The following is a 21,524-nucleotide window of genomic DNA, read 5'->3' as shown; positions in this document are numbered from 1 at the left end:
TCATTCCCTTCTTTGTCACTTCCAATTGGATCATACAGTGAGATATCTTTTTTCACTTTTTTTAATGCCCGCAAATGCATAAGTATTTCATTTTCTACACACCGTGCTGCGTACGTAGCAAGTTTTGTTCCCTTTTCTGGGGAATAACTTTCGATTCCTTTAATTAAACCGATCGTTCCTATTGAAATTAAATCTTCTGTATCCTCACGGGTGTTTTCAAATTTTTTTACAATGTGTGCCACTAATCGCAAGTTATGTTCAATTAAAATGTTTCTTGATTCTTGGCTGCCCTGCTGCATACGTTCAAGATGCTTTTTCTCTTCTTCCTTAGAGAGCGGTTGTGGAAAAGCATTGTTTTTTACGTAGGAGACAAAAAGAGCCAGCTCTTTGAATAAATAAATAACAGCGGCTACAATACTCGACAAACATTACGCCTCCTTTCAACACATTCTTATAACATTCTATGCAAGAAAAAAGGCGCAATTGTTTGTCCTATTCATCATTTTAAAAAAACATCTCAATGATTTTCTTTAATATTTTCTCTCCATTGTTTTCGCACCATTTCGTCTACAAGTTCCTTTTCTTGTTTTTCCAAACGTCTCCCCAGTTCTTTTTCAAATTTTCTTTTTAAAGATAAAAAATACATGTGATGCGGCTTCACCTGAGAGCCCCCCTGTCCATTCGCTATTTCCTTTTATTTCTTTATTTATGTAGGAATATTTTATCACATGACAAAATCTCTTAAAATATTTTTAATAATAATTATTTTCATAAACTGCCTGATAATCTAAATAATTTTCCGCTTTACTCTTTTAAAGAAAAATGGGAAATAAGATACATAACACAAAAGACTTTCCTCTCCTTTTTCATCTTTTTATAAAAGAAAATGCTTGAACGCGCAAAAAAAGCTGCCTGTTTTTATCCAACAGACAGCCTAGAGTGGAGAGAGATGCCGACAACAACATATATCAAAAAAATCGGCATGTGTGATGATATGTTCAGTGTATACCTTAACACGTTTTTTTACATTCATATTGTAAGATGATGTCACAAAAATCTTTATACATGCATTTCAAACTCTTGTGCCTGCCTAATATGTGATTTTCACTCGTTATTCTGCCACAGTACAAATGTAAGCGTTTGAGTTTTTGCCTTTTCTTTACTATACTGATTTCATCTATTCTTTTAAAATATTACGATTGTTTCGTATGTTACGTTATTCTGTACAGAGTAAAATGCTATTACATAAGGGGGAATTTTGTTGACCATGAACAAAAGACCAATAACTGCCGATGATTTAACTCGTATTCGAATTGTAAAAGATCCTCAGCTAGCTGTTGACGGGGAAAAATATGCCTTCGTTCAAACAATTATTGATGATGACGACCATCAATACTATTCTCATATTTTTATTCATAACTTAAAAGATGATATCCCCGTGCAATGGACATTTGGAAAGGTCAACGACCATTCTCCGCGCTGGTCTCCTGATGGGTCAGAAATTGCATTTGTTTCCAATCGTTCTGGTGTTGATCAAATATGGGCAATGTCCGCTCTAGGAGGCGAGCCGCGTCAAATAACGAATGTCCGCCACGGTGTGAAAGATCCGTTGTGGTCACCTAACGGACGATACTTGTTATTTACAACAAGCTTAGCAGCGGACGAGTCATTAACGAGTGATCAGTCAGAAGCTAAAAAAGAAGAACCAATCTATATCGAAAAACTAAAATATAAGTCAGATGGCCGTGATCTCTATAACCAGCGCCGTTTCCATCTTGTATTATATGATTTAAAAATGAATCAGATGGAAGTGTTAACACATGGTGATTTTGACCATCACTCGGCCGACTGGTCACCAGACAGCAGGCAAATTGTGTTCAGTGCAAACCGTGATAAAGATGAAGATTATAAAGAGACACTGGATCTGTTTATTATTGACACAGAAACAAAAGATATTGTAAAACTTACCGACTCAACCGGTGTATTTACCATGGCAGTGTGGTCTCCTGATGGAAAACAAATTGCTTGCTTTGGCCATGAACTGGAATACAAAGGGGCAACCTTAAACCAAGTGTGGCTTGTCAATCCCTTGTCTAAAGAACGGACTTGTATGACCTTAAAATGGGATGTTCAAATTGGCGACGTTACGCTTGGAGATGTTCGAGCCAGCCAGCCTGCGCCTAAGCCCATATGGTCCAAAGACCAGCAGCATATCTTTTTCACTGCTAGCGATCATGGCAACACCGGGCTATACCAGATGGATATGCATGGAGAAATAAAAACCATTCATGAAGAAGAGAATCATGTATTTGCTTCCACCTATCACCCTGAACGAAAAGTATTTGTTGTTGGTATTAGTGATCCTTCCAATCCAGGAGACTTTTTCAAAATTAATACAGTAGAAGAAAGAAAAGTTCGCTTAACCGATGTGAATGCCGACTTTTTAAAAGCAGTTCACCTTTCCATACCAGAACCGATTACTGCAAAAGCAGAAGATGGATGGGAGATAAATGGCTGGATTATGCGACCTGCCAATTTCGAAGAAGGTCAGCAATACCCAATGGTTTTAGAGATACACGGTGGCCCTCATGTGATGTATGGCAATACATTCTTCCATGAGCTTCAGCTGCTTGCAGCAAGCGGATATGTTGTCCTGTACACGAATCCTCGTGGCAGTCATGGGTATGGACAAACATATGCCGATGCTTGCCGCTATGACTACGGCGGGAAAGATTATCTTGATTTGATGACAGCTGTTGATTATGTCACCGACCAATTTGACTTTATTGATGACACACGGCTGGGTGTGACTGGCGGCAGCTATGGCGGCTTTATGACTAACTGGATTCTTGGACATACCAATCGATTCAAAGCTGCGGTTACGGATCGTTCCATCTCAAACTGGACTAGTTTCTATGGAGTGAGTGATATCGGTCATTATTTTACCGATTGGGAATTAGGCACCAATATCGTTGAAGACCCAGAGAAGCTTTGGCAGCACTCTCCCATTCGTTATGCAAAAAATATCAACACTCCGTTATTGATTATGCACGGAGAAAACGATATGCGCTGTCCCATTGAACAAGGGGAACAGTTATACACGACGTTAAAACATTTACAAAAACCGGTGGCGTTTCTCCGCTTTCCAGAAACCAGTCATGAACTAAGCCGCAGTGGCCCTCCTTCTATGCGGATAGCACGTTTAGATCATATGCTGAAATGGTTTCATACACATCTTTTTTCATAAAAATGATCAGCAAAAAGGAGCCAGTGTAATAAAAATACCTGGCTTCTTTCTCTATTTCATTTTCATATGAAATGCATGTCCAGTGAGCTCCCTTGATATTTTTGCTATGATGTATATAAATGTTTCAATTATAAAGGGGAAATGACACGTGGATTTAAATAAAGAAACAATTACAAATAGGTTTAGGAACAGAAAACAAGGCATCATTGATGAATTTTCACTGCGCCGGTATGCTGTATTTTTGCCAATTCTTGAAATAGAGGACACTCTTCATCTATTATTTGAAGTCAGAGCTAAACATATGAAACGGCAGCCTGGAGAAATATGCTTTCCCGGGGGGATGGTTGATTCGACAGACAACAGTCCAAGTGCTGCTGCTATCCGTGAATTATGCGAAGAAGTCGGGGTTGATTCTCAGAACGTTACGTTAACAGGAAGCTTAGATCGGCTTGTCCATCCGTTTAACCAAGTCATTTATCCATACGTTGGATTTTTAGACAATCAAACGTCTATGTCACCAAATAAAGACGAAGTGGATGAGCTGTTCACTGTCCCATTATCTTACTTTATGGATACGCCTCCTAAAAAACACAATGTTTATTTACAAGTGGAAACCGATTCATCTTTTCCATATCAGCACATTCCAAACGGCGAGCGTTATCAATGGAAAACAGGTGTTATGCCGGAATATTTTTATTACTACAAACATTATGTGATTTGGGGATTAACGGCGCGCATTATTAAACATTTTACAGAAGAAATTCAAGAGACCAATATTCTTTAACACAACACAAACAAAACAGCTCGGCTTCCTAGAGCCGAGTCATCACCTATTGTATGTTTGTTACTGCTGTTCACCATCATGTTTTTCTGCTTTTTTAGAAGCAGCATGAAAGCAAATAGAACCTATAAGCAGAAAGGAGACAATGATTAGTATCACTTGTGACTGGCTTGCAGAAAACGTATCTGGTAAGTAAAACCCTACGCTTAAAAAGGCAGCCAGCGTCAACAAAACACGGCTGAAATTTGTGAAATCATTCGCCAGTGACTGATATTTATCGATATCTAATTTCATTATCTTTCCCCCTTTTTAGAATCTATTCTTCTTCCACATTGTAATGAAGGGGGAATGATAATGATATAGGAGATTACAGCCACTGCAGGCATTCATTACCGTTTCATTTGATTTCTTCCATCATGGCCAGCACTAAATTGGCAGACTGTACGGAAGCTTTTTCTAAAAACTGATCATAGGACTGCTTCGCGTCTTGACCAGCAATATCACTTAATGAACGAATAATGACAAATGGGACATCGAAGCGGTAGCATACTTGTGCAATCGCGCCTGCTTCCATCTCAGAGCACTGCGGCTCGTGAAACGTGTCTTTCAGGAAATCGACGGTTTTATCTTCACTCATAAACGAGTCTCCAGAAACGATTAAACCTTCTACCGCCGTTAAAGATTCTTTTTTTGCTGCCAGTTTCGCTGTTTCCACTAACTGTTTATCTGCTTCATATTTAGCTGGCATTTGTGGAACTTGTCCGTATTCATATCCAAAAACAGTAGCATCTACATCGTTATAACGCACTTCTGTCGAGATAACGAGATCTCCCACTTTTAATGAGGGATTAAAACCACCCGCTGATCCTGTATTAATGACAATATCCGGTTTATATTTTTCTAACAAAACGGTTGTACTAATCGCTGCATTGACTTTTCCAATACCAGATTTCACTAAAATAACTCGCTGTTCCTTTATGTAACCAGTATGAAAAAAGCTTCCTCCAATTTCTTCATCATTTCGGTCTGTTAATTTCTCTTTTAATAATTCTACTTCTTCATCCATTGCACCTATTACAGCTATTGTCATGATAACCTTCCCTTTCTCTTCTATTCTTCACACAATGCTTTCTCTATATTATAATACTAACACAGTTAATGAAAAACCGTTGAAGGAGGTTTTTACAGTGGGCATTCAATTACAGCCATTAGGAGACAAAATCGAATTTTTTCAGTCTGCATCCTTACAAGAATTAGAAAGCAAGATAAACAAGCAAGTAGAGCATAACCAAGATATCTTATTATCTGTACATCACGTGCAGCATCATGTTCATTACGACCCTTCCACTTCACAACCAGTGTACACGGCTGTCGTTCACTTTAAAAGCAAGCAGAAGTAATTTTTTTGACTGCTCTTTTAAACGAAAACTTGCATGTACATATATACAAGGATACAAGATGAAGCTTTCCCGTAAGCAATCTGTCTTTCCGTCTATTTTAATAAAAATCGCCGACACTTAACGTTTAACGCTGCTTTCTGACCTAGACAGGACATGCCGGCCTCTGCGCTGGTATACGACGTGGGTAGATTCCAACAGAGACCCGCCTTATATTTAACCCAAAACGTTTCCTGCGAAGTCTTTGACCAGCTGCTCCGCTAGGAAACAAAATGTTTTCGTACCCGGCATACCAAGGGTGTCTGGAACAGGCTAATCTGCTTCTAGGCTGCACACAAGAACCTGTGTGTATAAATCTACAACGCAATCAAGGAAATCTCCTGCGGGCAAAACAGCAGGGAAGCCCCATAGAAGGTTGTAGCGCTGACCACAGCAAACGAGCCTGAACAGCCAGCAAGCGAGAGAATAATAGTTCCAGGAAACGTTTGAGATTCCCACGTCTAAAGACGCAAGCCCTGAACCTTACGGTGAAACGGGTGGGATTCTTGAATGACTAAACGTTCTCAGTCCATTTCTGTTGTAAAAGCATTTTTCTTATAGACAAAAAACACAAGAGGAAGCACAAAAAAGGCTGTCTAAGGGGAAACCCTTTTAAGACAGCCTCTATTTATTTCTAATAATACGGATTAGAGTCTAATTGCTCTACCTCAAGCGGCTTCCATCCTTCATTTTCGATAAATTCCATCGTCACACGGTAAGGGCGGTCATGATGAGACTTATGGCTGAGCACCCCGACAACCGTATGACTGCCGCCGCCATTTTCAATTCTCCAAAATTCAATCTCTTCTTCTGGAGCTTCTGTCAGACCGGCTGCATATCGAAGCGCTGCTTTCATCTCTTTCCAATTTTGACTGCCTTCTGTAAAGTTGTGCTCAAACGAACCTGTTTGTTCCGTACCTATCGGCTCAAAATTACCATTCTCTCCTCCACCTTCAGGGATAGAAATTCCCTCTTCTGTTTCTCTATCGCCATCTTCACGATCTTCATCTTCCTGATTCTCTTCTCGATTATCTTCATTTTGCGTGTCTTCATTACTCTCTGTCTGCGGCGCTGTTTCTTCTGCTGGTTCTGCATCGATTGTTTCAGATGGAGGAGATTCTTCCTCCGCCTGTTCGTTTCCTGAAAAAAACAGTTGTGCAGCAAAAAATAATATTAAAGCGCCGACAGCCACAATGGAACCGTTTAAAATACGATTCATTCGCTGTCTTTTCCTCATCTCATAACGTGTATCCGTATTGTTTTTATTATCGCTCACTAATAATCACCTGCCATCTTCTTTCCATCAACATATTTGTCTTCTTACATAATAAAAGATTTTATGTATTTAAGCGAGGGATTTTCTATTTTTTTCGCTTATTTACAAAAATCCATAGATTTCATCATGATTTTGTAAACGAATGTAAAAAAACTCGGCCGGTGTCTTGCAAGCATGTAAGAAAGCAGCGAATAAATCGCTGCTTTCTTACTAGTTTACTTCAAGTATTTCTACTTCAATTTCTCCACCTGGTGTATTTACTGTCACTTCCTCGCCCACTTTTCTTCCTAACAAACTTTGGGCCATCGGCGAGTCATTAGAAATTTTCCCTTCTAATGGATCGGATTCTGCACTTCCTACAATAGTATATACTTCTTCTTCGCCATCGGGAAGTTCTTTAAATTTTACTGTTTTCCCTAAAGCTACTTCTGTGTTATTTTCTGCATCTTCTTCAATAATCACAGCATTTTTCAGCATTTGTTCAATCTGATTAATTCTTCCTTCTACAAATGCCTGCTCATCTTTTGCTGCGTCATATTCTGAGTTCTCGGAAAGGTCTCCAAAACTTCTCGCTATTTTTATACGTTCAACCACCTCTTGGCGGCGTTCAGTTTTTAAATAGTGCAGCTCCTCTTCTAACTTTTGCTTTCCTTCCTCGGTCATATAATGCTGTTTTTCTTCTGCCATTTGTCTTGTCACTCCTCTATCTTAATTAATTACTTTATTTTATGAAATACTCACAATAGGTTCATCTATGCGAGAGATTTCGCTTGAATCATTGCTTGAAATCCATTGGGATAAAGATATGAGAAAGGTCTGTTCCACGTATAAAAGGAACAAACCTTTCCTTTACTTCCATAACAGATTCACTCTGCCATTATCATACGCATTCCATATCTAAATTACAATTCATTTATTCTGTGTATTTTCGCATCATATCCCAAGGCTGCACTTTTTGTTCTACTTCAAACTTGACAACTTGGAGTGGATGTCTTGCAGCATCTATTGTTTTATTCTTATCATTATATAACTCCCTGACTCTTTGTTTAAAGCTATTCCCTTCAGGGCCAAAAAATTCTACAATATCTCCTTTTTTAAAGATATTTCGCTGCTGCAGCGTTACTGTATTGGTATCGTCGTCATAATCCAATACCACACCAGTAAATTGGTAAGGAGAGGCTTTCTTGTTATCTTCCCACAATTGTTCTTTATAAGAAGGAATGTTTTCAAAAAAAGCTGGAGCTGTTTTTCGGTTTGCACACTTATTCAACTCTTCTATCCATTCTGTTTTCATTTGAAAAACTTCTGGATTGCGGCAATATTCATCGATTACATTTCGATAAACGGAAGCAACTGTTGCGATGTAATGGATAGATTTCATTCTTCCTTCTACTTTTAAACTGTCAATTCCTGCTTCAATTAACTTAGGAATGGATTCAATTAAATTTAAATCTTTCGGACTCATGGAAAAAGGAACATCGTCTTCGCTATAAAGCGGTGTCTCCTTGTTTTGGGTGTGCTGCACTAAATCATAGTTCCACCGACACGACTGGCAGCAGCCTCCCCGGTTGGAATCTCTAGCTGTCATATGATTGCTTAACACACATCTGCCTGAATAAGAAATACACATCGCGCCATGGACAAAGGTTTCAATCTCTATGTCGACATTTCTCTTAATTTCCAGCATTTCTTGCAAACTGACTTCTCTTGCTAAAACGACTCGCTCTAAACCCTGTTCTTTCCAAAATTTCACAGCCAGCCAATTAGCCAAAGATTGCTGTGTTGATAAATGCACTTCAAGATTCGGAGCATACGTTTGTGCCATTTCAATAATAAAAGGATCGGCAACAATAATACCGGCCACACCAATACTCTCTAAATTCTGTAAGTACTCTTTAAGCCCTGACATGTTTTCATTATGCGCGTATATATTGGTTGTGACATAGACGCTCGCATTGTATTTTTTTGCAAAAACAGCCCCTTCTTTCATCTCCTCTAGCGAAAAATTCCCGGCATTAGAACGCAGACCAAATTCTCTGCCGCCGATATAAACCGCATCAGCACCATAATGAACAGCTGTTTTTAACTTCTCCAAGTTGCCAGCTGGCAGCAGCAGCTCGGGCTTTTTTCGTGCGAATTGCTTTTCTTTTCCTTTATCATCGAGGACAGCTTCCACCATCATTACCCCCTTAGTACACCGTTTCCTTAAAGAAAAATCCTGTATCCAGCTGCCTGCCTTTTGGCTGCAGGCGCTGTGCTCTGTTTGCGTAATCTTCTCTTTTTTCATTGTACAGTGCTGCATTCTTATTATAATCCTCGATTGCTTCTTTATATAAAGCGGTTATTCCTTGAAGATAGGCTGTGTCTTTTAATATTCCTTCAATTTTAAAGGCATCAATTCCGGCTTCCAACAGATCATCTAACTCATCAATAATACACATATCACGCGGACTCATAATATGCGTACCATTCTTATCTTCAAACACGGGATACCTGGCGTCTCGTTCTGGATCATATAAATGCAGGCCGCGCTCTTTGTCCCGTCTTTCTATTTGCACGTTTCTCCCTTGAAATTCCATGTAATTCCCCACTAATTTCCGCTTTGACTGAAACATACATGTCATACCGTGCACTTGTATTTCGATGTCAATGCCTGCCTGCTCTTTTATTTCTGTTATTGCATCTAAGTTTAACTCACGTGCTAACACCGCACGCTCGGCACCATTTTTTCCCCAATAATTCACCGATCCCCAATTAGTCGCTGTTGTTTCCGTGTTCCAATAAAGCGGAATATCAATGGCTTCTGTCTTTGCTGTCATCAATACAGCCGGATCTCCAAATACGACAGCATCCACACCAATTTGTTGTAAAAAGTGCATATATTCTTTTAACGTAGGAAGTTGATTGTTGTGAAATATTGCATTTACTGCCGCATACAGCTTTTTTCCGGATTGATGGGCAAGCTGCACGGCTTTTTCCATATCACTTTTACGAAATTCCCCTGCCAGCCGCAGTCCGAAGGCTTGTTCTCCTGCTAAAAAAGCATCAGCCCCCGCGGCGGCCAGAGGTGCAATATCTTCTGCTTGCTGCGGCGTTACGAGCAATTCTGGCTTCTTAAACACGCTACTCACCTGCTTATGATAATTTTTGACTGATGGCCAAACCATCTCCTACCGGCAAAAAAGATGTTCGATATGATGGATCTTTGGCCAGTGATGTATTATATGAATGGATTTTTTTCACCATGGAGCGAATCCGCTTAGGAGCCTTCTCTGGTTCTACCGTGTATCCTTTAAATAGCACGTTATCTGTAATAACAAGACCGCCTTTTTGTAGAAATGGAGTGTACTTACGAAAATAATCATGATATTTTCCTTTCGCAGCATCAATAAATAATACATCAAACAACATGTTATAATCAAATGTAACTGTTTCATCAAGTGCATCGGCCAGAATAAAACGAGTACGATGATCCGCTTTACTTCTGCTCTTAAAATCAAGCGCTGCGGAATATCTTTCCGGATCTTTTTCTAGGGATACAACGTGCGCCTTTGGCAGTGCTTCTGCCATGCGCAATGCAGAGTAGCCAATAGCTGTTCCAATTTCAAGGATGTTCTGGCTATTATATATTTCTAATAGTTCCAATACAACAGACAATGATTCGAACTCCATAATTGGTATGTTGTTCTCTTCAGCAAATTTCTCCATTTCCTCAAACAGCGGAGACAACGGTTCATGCAGTGTACGAATATAGCTATTAATGTTCTCCCGGTCATCCATGCTTTTTCCTTCTTTCTTCCCAATTTATAAATGACGGTTTTCCAATACTGGAAAACCGCTTCATCTTCACTTTATGTCGTCTATCGTGCTTCTTTCCACTCGCTGCGGTACGTTTCCTGCACTTTTCTATGCTCTTCATAGCTTTCATTATAAATAACGTCCCCATTCGGTCTGGCATAAAAATAAATATAGTCATGCTCTTGCGGCTCTACAACCGCTTGGATAGAAGGAGCTCCAGGACTTGCTATCGGCCCGGGGGGCAAGCCTTCATAGCGGTAAGTGTTATATGGAGAGTCCGTTTCCAAATCCTCATATGACGTCATATATCGGTGTTCACCAATAGCATAAGCAACTGTAGGATCTACCTCTAATCTCATTCCTTTTTCCAGCCGGTTAAACAGAACCCCGGCTATTTTCGGGCGGTCTTCTGCTTTTTGCGCCTCTCTTTCAACAATCGAAGCAAGTGTTAATAACTCATGATACGAAAGCTCTTTTTCTTCCAATTGACTGGAATATCGTAACACATGCTCTTCCATACGTTCAATCATATCTTCTATTATTGCAGTTACTGGAGGATTTTCTTCCATGTAATCATATTTTGCCGGAAATAAGTAACCTTCTAGCGCATAACGTACATCGCTGTGCAACACTTCTTCTCCTAAAATGTCGTATTGATTCACTAATGTTTCCACGTAGTCTTCATCCAGCTCTTCCATAATATCCTCTTCTTGATGAGGAGTTGCCTCTGCAATGATTGCTGCGATATCTTCAAACCACGTTCCCTCCGGAATCGTAAATGTGATTTCTGGCTCTTGTATAACTGTTCCTTCTTTTAGCGTATCAATAATTTCATTCACATCCATCGATGGAGACAATTCATATGTACCCGCTTGCAATCCACTTTCGTTTTTATATGTCACATAATAGCGAAAAATGGTTCCATTTTTAATAATGCCGTTTTCTTCCAATATACGGCCAATCTCTGCACTGCTCGAACCAATTGGTATTTCTACTTCTATCGTTTCATCACTGTTTTCATCCATTGGCTTTAGTGCAGATGTTATGTAAAAATAGCCGCCAGCACTCACTGCGATAACGAGTGCAACAATACAAATAATAACAGTTAAAACAATCCGGCGAACAAGACGCGCTTGTCGAATTTTCTCTTCTATCGAATCACTGTCATGTTCATTGCTCATCCGTTTCCCCTCCTCTGCCGCTTTCATTATACAACATTTGTCAATAACGAAGTGTATTCTTTTCTTGTTGTCATTTGTCTGCAGCATGTATAAAAACTGCCTTAGAAGAGAGATTCTCTCTTCTAAGGCAAATACATTCGCTATTCCATTTCACCGGCGCTGTATGTTTCAACCATTTCTTCTACCATATCCCATTCTTCATCTGTCTCAATAGGGAACAGGGAGATGTCCGAATCTTTTTCCCCTTCGTCTTCAAACCGAAAGGCAAATACTTCTACCTCTTCTTCCGTTTCTTCTTCTCCCGCATCAGTCAATACCATATATGATTTTCCTGTCTCATCAACGTCAAAAGTAAACAATACGTTAAACAAATGTTCATTCCCTTCTTCGTCAGGAATCACGATGCGTTCGTTTTCCTCTTGCGCCATTATGTTGCACCTCCGCTGTTTATGATTGGGTTTTATCGAGATAGCCTTGTAAAATCATGACAGCAGCCATTTTGTCGACTACTTTTTTTCTTTTTTTTCTACTCATATCCGCTTCAATTAAAGTACGCTCTGCTGCTTGTGTTGTTAAACGCTCATCGTACATATGAACGGGTATGCCTAAATTCTCTTCTAGCTGTCTGGCAAATTGCTGGCACTGTTCTCCTCGTGGACCAATGGTTCCATTCATATTTTTAGGCAATCCAACGACAATTTCCGATGCGTTATGCTCCTTAATTAATTCAGCAATTCTCCCAAAAGATTCTTCGGGTGAATCTCCCTTAACATGAATGGTTTCTACCCCTTGGGCCGTCCACTTTAACTCATCAGACACTGCCACACCAATCCGCTTCATGCCTACATCTAAGGCTAGTACTTTCATTCTTTCTCCTTCCCGTGCTCATGTAAATACGATCTCACTAGTTCTTCAATTAGCTCGTCTCTTTCAATTTTGCGAATAAGAGTACGGGCGTCTTTATACCTGGGAATGTATGCAGGGTCACCAGACAACAAATAGCCGACTATTTGGTTAATAGGGTTGTATCCTTTTTCTTCAAGAGCGTGGTACACCGTAAACAAAACGTCACCAGCATCTGCATCAATGGAATCGTCTTGTACATTAAATTTCATGGTGTTGTCATTTAAATCCACCCCATACACCTCCTCCAAAAGTACAGCACATACTTCATCCTTTCCGATAAAAGCCCAATGCTGTCAACATCTTGCCCTTATTGTACACCAATTATTCGCATTTAGGAAATGGATTTCACAATATCTGCCACTGTATTTAATGCCTCTGGTAATTTCTCCGGGTTTTTCCCGCCTGCTTGTGCCATATCGGGACGGCCGCCGCCGCCTCCTCCACAGATGGAAGCTGTTTCTTTTACAATGTCTCCGGCTTTGTAACCTTTTTCAGTTAAGTCTTTTGTCACACCGGCTACAAGATTTACTTTTCCATTATTAACGGCGCCTAACACAACGATTCCAGATTCAAGCTTTTGTTTTAATTCATCCACTGTATGACGCAGTCCATCCATATCTGGTGCAGACACTTTTTGAGCAATCACACGCACACCATTTACCTCTTGTACTTGATCAAGCAGATTTCCAGCCTCAATGTTTCCAATTTTTGCATTCAACGACTCATTTTCTCGCTGCAGGTCACGCAGCTGCTGTTGAAGAGTATCAATTCGCTGCGGCACATCTTTGAGAGATTTGGCCTTCAGTTTTTCACCTGCCTCTTTCAACACATCGAGTTGTTCATTCATGTATTCGTACGCTTTTGTCCCTGTGACTGCTTCTATTCTGCGAATACCTGCACCTGTTCCTGCTTCTGATATAATTTTAAACATCCCTATTTCAGCTGTGTTATTGACGTGGCAGCCTCCGCATAGTTCAATGCTATAATCGTCTACTTGCACAACACGTACATTGTCTCCATATTTTTCTCCAAATAAAGCCATTGCTCCCATCGCTTTTGCTTCTTCTAATGTTTTTTGTTCAATAACTACAGGAATAGCACGTGCTACTTTATCATTTACTATTTCTTCAATACGCTCAAGCTCCTCTTGCTTGACTTGGCCAAAGTGAGAAAAGTCAAAGCGCAGGCGCTCATCGGAAACAAGAGAACCAGCTTGGTTGACGTGGTCTCCTAAAACATCCTTTAAAGCTTGATGCAGCAAATGTGTAGCAGTATGGTTTTTCACAATATCTACGCGGTCACTTTCTTCGACAACAGCATGGACAACAGCCCCTTTTCGAAGCGTCCCGCTGATTACCTCGACCGTATGCAAATGTTGTCCGTTTGGTGCTTTTTGTACATCCACTACGCTGGCCTCTACTTTATCGTTATAAATTCTTCCTTTATCTGGTACTTGTCCACCACTTTCTGCGTAAAAAGGCGTTTGATCCAAAATGAGCTGAGCCGTTTTTTCACTGGAGACGGTGTCCACCTTTTCTTTTTTATGAATGATGGCTTGTACATTGGCCTTTGTTTCCAGCGTATCGTAACCAATGAATTCACTTTGCTCTTTTAACTCGGCTAATAAAGCATCTTGTGTTTGCATAGAGCCATCGTCTTTCCGTGCTGCTCTTGCCCGGTCACGCTGTGCTTGCATTTCTTTTTCAAATTCATCTTTATCAATCGTAAAACCTTTTTCCGTTACATATTCTTCTGTTAAATCGTCCGGAAAACCATACGTATCATACAAACGGAAGACATCTTTTCCCGAAATAACAGATGTTCCTTTTTTCTCTGCTTTCTTCATAATATCTGATAATATCGCCAAGCCTTCACTTAACGTTTCATGAAAGCGTTCTTCTTCGTTTTTAATCACTTTTTGGATAAATGCTTCTTTGTCTTTCACTTCTGGATAGTAATCTTTCATAATGTCTCCAACGACAGGAACCAGTTCATACATAAATGGACGCTCAATATGAATCAGCTTGGCATAACGCACCGCTCGTCTTAACAAGCGACGTAGCACGTAGCCGCGCCCCTCATTAGAAGGCAGCGCACCATCACCTACTGCAAAACTAACCGTACGAATATGATCGGCAATCACTTTAAAAGCCACATCTTTTTCTTCCGACGTATTGTAAGAAATGCCAGTGATATTTTCTACCTTTTTCATGATTGGTAGAAACAAATCTGTATCATAATTGGTTGTTGCTTCTTGAATAACAGAAACAATTCGTTCTAATCCCATGCCAGTATCAATGTTCTTTTTTGGAAGAGGAGTATACGTATCATCTGGATTATGATTAAACTGTGAAAACACCAAGTTCCAAATTTCTAAATACCGTTCATTTTCACCACCAGGATATAATTCTGGATCGTTTTGATTATTGCCATATTCCGGGCCGCGGTCATAAAAGATTTCTGTATTTGGACCGCTCGGACCTTCGCCAATATCCCAAAAGTTTTCTTCTAGGCGAATGATCCGCTCTTCTGGAATACCAATATTGTTTTTCCAGTAATCATAGGCTTCATCATCTTCTGGATGAACAGTTACTGCCAGCCTCTCCGGATCAAAACCAATCCACTTTTCGCTCGTTAAAAACTCCCATGCCCATTCAATCGCTTCTTTTTTAAAGTAATCTCCAATAGAAAAATTGCCAAGCATCTCAAAAAATGTATGGTGCCGGGCTGTTTTTCCAACATTTTCAATATCATTTGTGCGAATCGACTTTTGTGCATTAACAATCCGCGGATTTTCTGGAACAACCCTGCCGTCAAAATATTTTTTTAACGTCGCCACACCACTGTTAATCCATAACAATGTCGGGTCATCTTGGGGAACGAGTGATGCACTTGGCTCAATCCCGTGTCCTTTTTCTTTAAAGAAATCGAGAAACATTTGTCGTACTTCGCTTGAAGAGAGTGTCATGTATTATTCCTCCTATGTATTTTGATGTTTATTGTTTTTAGGTTCTCACACAGATGATGGAATAAATATATGGGCTGTGACCTAGTTGATGGCGGACAGGTAAGATGCCTGCTCGACGTCGGCTAATACCAGCCACATCTTGCGGCCAACGCTGACACTAACGTCCCGTGCGTCGAAGCTGCAAGTTGAAAATCCAGCAAGGAAACATGGTCCCTGATGAGCATAAAACGCTGCCCTCAGCAAATGAGCCCGCAAAGCCATCCAACCAGAAAGAAGGAGATGATGATAACTATCACAAACGTTATAGAACCTGTTTTGAAGGCACAAAAAAGCTTCGTCCCTCTCTTTCAGGGACGAAGTCTGTTCGCGGTACCACCCTGGTTGCAAATACAATCATGCATCTGCCACCTTCAAGCCATTAACGCAGGTTCACGGCAGCTTTTAAACTGCACTCCGGGTCAGCTTTCGGCTGCTCTTCTCTGCCGTTTCATTTCAGCCACGTAAAACGGTCTCTGTACAGAGGGCTGCAACGTACTTTTCCCATCAGCGTGTTTACATTTATTTTTCATGTGCTTAACCTTTTATAAATCTCACATTATAACTACTTATAATATAAACGAGTCATACCGTGGTTTCAAGTGATGGATATATCTTTTCGATCACTTTCTCTCTTCCGTTTCTTTTTCTGCCGTTTTTTTGCGATGCCAAAACGTATGAAAAATATTATTAATAACCACAAAAATCGGAACCGCAATTAACAGCCCAATAAATCCAGCCAGTTCAAAGCCTAATAATAAGGCAAATACAATGATTAACGGATGAAGATGAACATTTCGCCCAACAACATATGGCGATAAAAAATTTCCTTCAATTTGCTGAATCACAAATATAAGGATAATTGTTGTCACCATCTTTCCGGTGGACACTGCAGCAGCAGCCAGCACAGCTGGCAGTGCCCCAATGACTGGACCAAAATAAGGGATAATATCTGTGATGCCGATAAATAAACCGAGCAGCACGGCATTGGGAATATCAATAAGCCATAACCCAAGTGCTGAAAGGATGCCTACCGCCCCTGCAACCATAAACTGGCCGCGAATATAATCCCCCAGCGCCTCATCCACTGCCTCGGCAAGCAGTTCCCCTTCATCCTGCCATTTGCCGGGCACTAACCGTTTAATCATTCTTTCTATTGCTTCAATATCTTTTAACAAATAAAAAACAAGAAACGGCAGCAATAACAGCAAGACAATGACATCGATGATATCTCGCCATTTATTAATCATTCCATTTATCGTATTTTCTGCCTTATCTTCCATTTGCTGAAAAGCAGATTCTAAGCTCTCATGAAGTGCGGGAGGAAGAGTCTCCATTTGATGATGCAAATGGGAAATGAAAGCATATAACTGATCCATATATTCCGGCAAATAGTGTAAGAATTTTTCCATCTGTTGATACAATACAGGACTAAAATACCAAATAATCCATGCACCACCGCCGAAAAAAATAACATACACCAACAAAATTGATAAAGAACGAGGGATACGGCGTTTTTGCAGCACATCAATCAGCGGATGAAGTAAGTATGCAATAAATGCCGCAATAATAAACGGAAGAAGTACTTTTCCAGCCACCCCTAATACAAAGGACCAAACTGGTTCTAATAGCCGCAGCAAATAAATAATAAAGAGAAACGCAGCTGTTACTAACAAACGTCCAAGCCATACCCATTCCTTTCCCTTCCACATGAAAAGAGACCTCCTCCTATGACTTAGGATGAGATAACTTCCATATATTTATGAGGAGAAAGAAAAATGATAAACACCAAATAACACACAGCTGACACTTTCTCCTGAAGAATGTGGGAGCGGGTATGCATACAAGGAAATGGTCTCCCTGTTACATTCGGCTTGCGCCTTGAAATCGAAAGGAATGAAACATAAAGCAGCCGGGCCCTTAACCAAAATATAAAAACTCCCTCTTTTATCAGTTCCCGCTTTGTCAAGAAAACATGACTGCCATGTCTCTGCAGATGCAGGGAGTTGTTTGGCTGCGCATATCTATATTATCGCTCTCGATGATTTTAGAGCTCTACAATATTAGTTCTCATACTCGTATTAGGGTGAATATATTGTGTCCTTTTTGCCTGTTTCCCAGTTGATGGCGATTAAGCGAGACGCCTGCCGCCGTGACTAAAATAAACTTCTGTTCAAACCGCATATCTCCTGTGCCAGGCGCAGAAGCCACCGCCTTCTGCGGAAGTAAAATCCCACAGGCAGCAATAAGCTGCCAAGGAAGGGGAAATGGAAGCGCTGCCCGCGGAAACGGGGCTGAGGAGCCATCGATTTGGAGAGGGAAATTATTAGACCCTGTGACATTTTATTACGTGATGAAAAAGGCTGCCCGAAAGGTCAACATTTATGACCTTTTGGGACAGCCTCTTTACCAAGCCTTATTCCACTTTTTTCTGGCATTTTTCATACTTTTTTGTGAAGCACGCCAGAAATTTTCAACAGCAGAACGCTGCCGTTTTTTTCTTGTTGCCAACCCGAATGCCCAAGACGTTACACCTGCCACTGCCAGGGATGTCCACATGTTTTTATTCATCACGTCTTCTCACCCTTCAGCTTCGTTGTACCAATTCTTTCCAAACAAGTCATCCAGACAGCAAAGCGTTCCGTCCTCTTCCACTTGATATAGTGTATATTCCCCGTTCTCTATCGTCCACTCGACAAAACATTCCCAGCAATAATAATGTTCTGTTCCAATTTTCCCTGTATTTTTTGATTTACAATAGGGACATTGCATAACGATAACCATCCCTTTTTCATAATTTCTTCCAAAGATGTTATCCATTATGCCCCTGTTATTAGGAATATATACGTAGAGAGAGGACTGCTTTACCTTCTGGATATTTATACTTTGCACCATTTTTTCTCAATCATGAGAAGAAACATTATCCTGCTGCAAAAGCTTTTGTTTTAATCTGGTGTAACGTTCATCATGGTTTTTATGATGGATGGCATAGTCAAATGCCTCTGTTTCCCCGCACATAATAAGGTAATCTTTTGCTCTCGTAATAGCTGTGTACAGTAAATTCCTGCGCAGCATTCTTCGGTAAGACATCAACATCGGCACAACAACAATCGGAAATTCACTGCCCTGTGCTTTATGAATGGTTGTGCAGTACGCCAGCGTGATTTGGCTTAAATCCTGTTTTGTATACGTTACCTCTACTCCATCAAACGAAATAACAATCTGCATTTGTTTATCCTTTGTTTCCTTTGCTTGAAAAATCGCTTCAATCACGCCGCGATCTCCGTTAAACACACCTTCTTCCGGGTTGTTTATTAATTGAAGAACGACATCACCTTTTGAATACGTTGTATCTCCATATGTGACCGTTCTTTTTTTTTCTTCATACGGGTTGTATAATGTCTGCAATGTTTTATTTAACCTGTCTACACCAGCTGGTCCCTTATACATTGGCGCCAGCACTTGAATATCAAGCGGCGAATATCCTTTTTTTAACGCCCCCCCGCACACCTTTTCAATTACATCTTTCGTTTGCTCTTTATTACACGGGAAAAAACGCCGGTCAGAAAAAGGAGCCTGCAAATTATCTGGAAGTTCTCCTTTTTTGATCGAATGAGCCAGTTCTACGATGGATGATCCCTCTGCTTGCCTGTAAACAACTGATAAAGCAGTCATCGGCAGCATGATTGTATCAATTAAATCTTTTAGCACTTGTCCAGGTCCTACCGATGGAAGCTGGTCTTCATCACCAACTAAAATGACTTGCATGTCATCAGGAATGGCTCGAAACAATTGATTGGCTAACCACATATCTACCATCGATACTTCATCAATAATAAGCAGCTTGCCCTGAAGCGGTGTATCTTCGTCTTTCTCAAACGTATCTTCCCCATCTTCTCCGTTATAGCCTAACAGCTTGTGAATGGTGCTAGCCCGAAGTCCTGTCGATTCTTTCATGCGTTTGGCAGCCCTTCCCGTTGGGGCAGCTAACAATACAGGAAACGGCTTGTCTTTATTGTAATCAGAAGGATCAAGCGAAAACCCATGCAATGTCGAAAAAACATCGACAATTGCCCGTATAACTGTTGTTTTTCCTGTTCCCGGCCCGCCTGTTAAAATCATTAATGGTGAGTTAACTGCTTTTTGGATAGCCTGTTTTTGATGATCTGCGTATTCAATCCCAAATTTTTCTTCTGCTTCCCCTAGTGCCTTCAAAAACTCCGACTCTGGAAAAGTTTCTTCGGTTCGTTCTAACATCTTTGTTACTTTAGTAATAAAGCCTTTCTCCGCAAAGTAAAGCGATGCCATATAGACACGTTCTTCTTCATATACAAGCTTGTCTTCTTCAACCAGCTCTTGTAATGGGTTTTCCAGACAGCTTTCATCCAGCTGATATGCAGCATCATCTAACAGCGCTTTGGCTTGCTCTATCAACACAGACCATGGAATAAAGACATGGCCATCCTGCATTGTCTTTTCATACAAAATATATAATATTCCTGCTTTTATCCGTTCAGGATGATTTTTTTCAATACCAAGGCTTCTTCCTAATCTGTCGGCTTTATAAAAGCCAATGCCTTCTATGTCAAAGACAAGCCGGTACGGTGTTTCTTGAATGACTTCAAATGTTTGCTCGCGATACGTATTATATATTTTTACGGCCAATTCCATCCCAAAACCATAACGAGCCAATGTTGTCATTGCTTTTTCCATGCCTTGGTTTTCAAGCATAGCCTGGTATATCTTTTGTTTTCTCTGTTCGTTTAGAGAGGCCACATCATCTAACACGTCAGGATTGTCTAGTACCTTTTCGATAACATTTGTACCAAATTTTTCTACAAGCAGAGCAGCTGTTTTATCTCCAATTCCAGGGAAGCGCTCACTAGACAAATACGTAATCAATGCTTCTTTTTCCGTTGGAATTTCTTTTTTATACGAATGCACGTGGTATTGTTTACCAAAGCGGGGATGCTCTTTATAAACCCCTTCAAAGTAATAGCGTTCATCCGTATCAATAGCTGGAAAATATCCGACAACTGTTGCTTTCTTTTCATCCAAAGCAGGCTTTGCATTTTTTATCCTAATCAGTAACACACTGTAGCCATTATCTTCATTTCTAAAAATAACATGTATAACAGTACCACTTATAAACGACTCTGGCTCTGCATCAGATTCATAAGGCATCAATGACATGTAGAAAACCTCCGCATTATTGCTCAAGCATTTTCTCTGCTTGCTTCTTACCATTTTGAGCTAATAAATGGTCTTCTTGGCATTCAATTGCTTTATCAAAATAAGAAATCGCGGACAATAAGTCATCATGATACATGCTGGCTACTCCTAAATTATAATAAGCATCCGCATGTTCTTCATCCTCTTTAATAACCTGTTTAAAATGAGGAATGGCTTCATCAATCTGTTCGGATTGAGCTAAACACAATCCATAATAAAACCTCGCATCTGTATCATTTGGACTGCATTCAAGTGCTCGTTGTAAAGACGCCATTGCATGAGGAAGTCTGCCAGAATGCATGTAGGTTAATCCCATCATGTAGTGCAGACTTGCATCATCCAACCCTGCTTTGTGCGCTTGTTGATACATTGTAATTGCTTCTGCATACTTCTCTTCATTGTACAAAACATTGCCGGCACCATAATAAGCCGCGGCAGCTTCATTATTAAGCTCTAGCGCCTTTTGATAAAAATTCAGCGCTTTCTCGCTTTCGCCCAATTCCGCTAACACATTGCCAAAGTTAATATACGGCACAGGATCTTCTGGATTTTCTTCAATCGCTGTATGAAGCAGCTCTGCTGCTTTTTCTAATTCGCCTTCTTGAATCGCCTTCATTGCTTGCTCATTTGCATCCATTACTCAAACATACTCCTTTGCTAGAA

22 protein-coding genes and 1 other annotated feature are annotated in these 21,524 nt (G+C 40.3%); of the genes, 3 read left to right on the top strand and 19 right to left on the bottom strand.

Annotation, left to right across the window (positions count from 1 at the left end; all coding sequences use genetic code 11):
- The coding region (locus BLT18_RS07950) for a sigma-70 family RNA polymerase sigma factor (protein ID WP_139184720.1) at window positions 1-425 on the bottom strand (425 nt) is incomplete at its 3' end.
- A gap of 92 nt (window positions 426-517) precedes the next feature.
- Window positions 518-661: a hypothetical protein gene (locus BLT18_RS18150; RefSeq protein WP_175487423.1), complete on the bottom strand. Its 144-nt coding sequence runs from the start codon at window positions 659-661 to the stop codon at window positions 518-520.
- 606 nt (window positions 662-1,267) lie between these two features.
- Here BLT18_RS18150 and BLT18_RS07945 point away from each other — a divergent pair.
- Both BLT18_RS07945 and BLT18_RS07940 read left to right on the top strand, forming a co-directional pair.
- Window positions 1,268-3,247: a S9 family peptidase gene (locus BLT18_RS07945; RefSeq protein ID WP_091272828.1), complete on the top strand. Its 1,980-nt coding sequence runs from the start codon at window positions 1,268-1,270 to the stop codon at window positions 3,245-3,247.
- 148 nt (window positions 3,248-3,395) lie between these two features.
- The gene (locus BLT18_RS07940) at window positions 3,396-4,031 is read left to right on the top strand and encodes an NUDIX hydrolase (RefSeq protein WP_091272812.1); all 636 of its coding nucleotides are present in this window, start codon (window positions 3,396-3,398) and stop codon (window positions 4,029-4,031) included.
- A 60-nt stretch (window positions 4,032-4,091) separates the two neighbouring features.
- Here the strand turns inward: BLT18_RS07940 and BLT18_RS07935 are convergent, their stop codons facing one another.
- Window positions 4,092-4,322, bottom strand: a complete 231-nt coding sequence (locus tag BLT18_RS07935) for a YrhC family protein (RefSeq protein ID WP_091272810.1) — start codon at window positions 4,320-4,322, stop codon at window positions 4,092-4,094.
- A 103-nt stretch (window positions 4,323-4,425) separates the two neighbouring features.
- A complete protein-coding gene (gene mtnN, locus BLT18_RS07930) occupies window positions 4,426-5,118 on the bottom strand; it encodes a 5'-methylthioadenosine/S-adenosylhomocysteine nucleosidase (RefSeq protein WP_091272808.1) in 693 nt (230 codons plus the stop codon).
- Between the two features lie 97 nt (window positions 5,119-5,215).
- Here mtnN and BLT18_RS07925 point away from each other — a divergent pair, with 97 nt between their 5' ends.
- Window positions 5,216-5,428, top strand: coding sequence for a DUF2536 family protein (locus BLT18_RS07925; RefSeq protein WP_245705208.1), 213 nt, complete (start codon window positions 5,216-5,218; stop codon window positions 5,426-5,428).
- A 670-nt stretch (window positions 5,429-6,098) separates the two neighbouring features.
- On the opposite strand, the gene BLT18_RS07920 is transcribed toward BLT18_RS07925, so the two are convergent.
- The 15 genes from BLT18_RS07920 to BLT18_RS07850 all read right to left on the bottom strand — a co-directional run bounded on the left by BLT18_RS07920 (window position 6,099) and on the right by BLT18_RS07850 (window position 21,498).
- Window positions 6,099-6,740 carry a YrrS family protein gene (locus tag BLT18_RS07920; protein ID WP_091272804.1) on the bottom strand — a complete coding sequence of 214 codons (642 nt, stop codon included), beginning with the start codon at window positions 6,738-6,740 and terminating at the stop codon, window positions 6,099-6,101.
- Window positions 6,741-6,950: 210 nt separating this feature from the next.
- Window positions 6,951-7,427 carry a transcription elongation factor GreA gene (greA, locus tag BLT18_RS07915; RefSeq protein WP_091272803.1) on the bottom strand — a complete coding sequence of 159 codons (477 nt, stop codon included), beginning with the start codon at window positions 7,425-7,427 and terminating at the stop codon, window positions 6,951-6,953.
- A 226-nt stretch (window positions 7,428-7,653) separates the two neighbouring features.
- Window positions 7,654-8,919, bottom strand: a complete 1,266-nt coding sequence (locus tag BLT18_RS07910; protein ID WP_175487422.1) for a peptidase U32 family protein — start codon at window positions 8,917-8,919, stop codon at window positions 7,654-7,656.
- A 10-nt stretch (window positions 8,920-8,929) separates the two neighbouring features.
- Window positions 8,930-9,907: a peptidase U32 family protein gene (locus BLT18_RS07905; protein WP_091272800.1), complete on the bottom strand. Its 978-nt coding sequence runs from the start codon at window positions 9,905-9,907 to the stop codon at window positions 8,930-8,932.
- Window positions 9,876-10,520 carry an O-methyltransferase gene (locus tag BLT18_RS07900; protein ID WP_091272798.1) on the bottom strand — a complete coding sequence of 215 codons (645 nt, stop codon included), beginning with the start codon at window positions 10,518-10,520 and terminating at the stop codon, window positions 9,876-9,878. Before BLT18_RS07900 ends, BLT18_RS07905 begins: the two co-directional genes overlap by 32 nt.
- A gap of 80 nt (window positions 10,521-10,600) precedes the next feature.
- The gene (gene mltG / locus BLT18_RS07895; protein WP_091272796.1) at window positions 10,601-11,719 is read right to left on the bottom strand and encodes an endolytic transglycosylase MltG; all 1,119 of its coding nucleotides are present in this window, start codon (window positions 11,717-11,719) and stop codon (window positions 10,601-10,603) included.
- 140 nt (window positions 11,720-11,859) lie between these two features.
- Window positions 11,860-12,147, bottom strand: a complete 288-nt coding sequence (locus BLT18_RS07890; protein ID WP_091272794.1) for a DUF1292 domain-containing protein — start codon at window positions 12,145-12,147, stop codon at window positions 11,860-11,862.
- Window positions 12,148-12,166: 19 nt separating this feature from the next.
- Entirely contained in the window at window positions 12,167-12,586 is a 420-nt protein-coding gene (ruvX, locus tag BLT18_RS07885) for a Holliday junction resolvase RuvX (protein WP_091272792.1), read from the bottom strand.
- Complete coding sequence (locus BLT18_RS07880; RefSeq protein ID WP_456061345.1) at window positions 12,583-12,834, bottom strand: IreB family regulatory phosphoprotein; 252 nt, start codon at window positions 12,832-12,834, stop codon at window positions 12,583-12,585. Before BLT18_RS07880 ends, ruvX begins: the two co-directional genes overlap by 4 nt.
- Before the next feature lie 122 nt (window positions 12,835-12,956).
- The gene (alaS, locus tag BLT18_RS07875) at window positions 12,957-15,593 is read right to left on the bottom strand and encodes an alanine--tRNA ligase (protein WP_091272788.1); all 2,637 of its coding nucleotides are present in this window, start codon (window positions 15,591-15,593) and stop codon (window positions 12,957-12,959) included.
- Between the two features lie 346 nt (window positions 15,594-15,939).
- Window positions 15,940-16,149 (bottom strand) — a binding site (T-box leader).
- 103 nt (window positions 16,150-16,252) lie between these two features.
- Complete coding sequence (locus BLT18_RS07865; RefSeq protein ID WP_091272785.1) at window positions 16,253-17,341, bottom strand: AI-2E family transporter; 1,089 nt, start codon at window positions 17,339-17,341, stop codon at window positions 16,253-16,255.
- Between the two features lie 694 nt (window positions 17,342-18,035).
- On the bottom strand, window positions 18,036-18,203 hold the full coding sequence (locus BLT18_RS18145) for a hypothetical protein (RefSeq protein WP_175487421.1): 168 nt from the start codon (window positions 18,201-18,203) through the stop codon (window positions 18,036-18,038).
- A 6-nt stretch (window positions 18,204-18,209) separates the two neighbouring features.
- Complete coding sequence (locus tag BLT18_RS07860; RefSeq protein WP_091272826.1) at window positions 18,210-18,401, bottom strand: hypothetical protein; 192 nt, start codon at window positions 18,399-18,401, stop codon at window positions 18,210-18,212.
- A 129-nt stretch (window positions 18,402-18,530) separates the two neighbouring features.
- Window positions 18,531-20,822, bottom strand: coding sequence for an SF1B family DNA helicase RecD2 (gene recD2 / locus BLT18_RS07855; protein ID WP_091272783.1), 2,292 nt, complete (start codon window positions 20,820-20,822; stop codon window positions 18,531-18,533).
- Window positions 20,823-20,838: 16 nt separating this feature from the next.
- Complete coding sequence (locus BLT18_RS07850; protein ID WP_091272781.1) at window positions 20,839-21,498, bottom strand: tetratricopeptide repeat protein; 660 nt, start codon at window positions 21,496-21,498, stop codon at window positions 20,839-20,841.
- Between the last annotated feature and the right edge of the window lie 26 nt (window positions 21,499-21,524).

The organism is Alteribacillus persepolensis, assembly GCF_900099605.1.
GTDB lineage: Bacteria > Bacillota > Bacilli > Bacillales > Marinococcaceae > Alteribacillus > Alteribacillus persepolensis.
The sequence above is the reverse complement of the archived record's forward strand: the minus strand, read 5'-3'. Positions and strand labels throughout refer to the sequence as shown.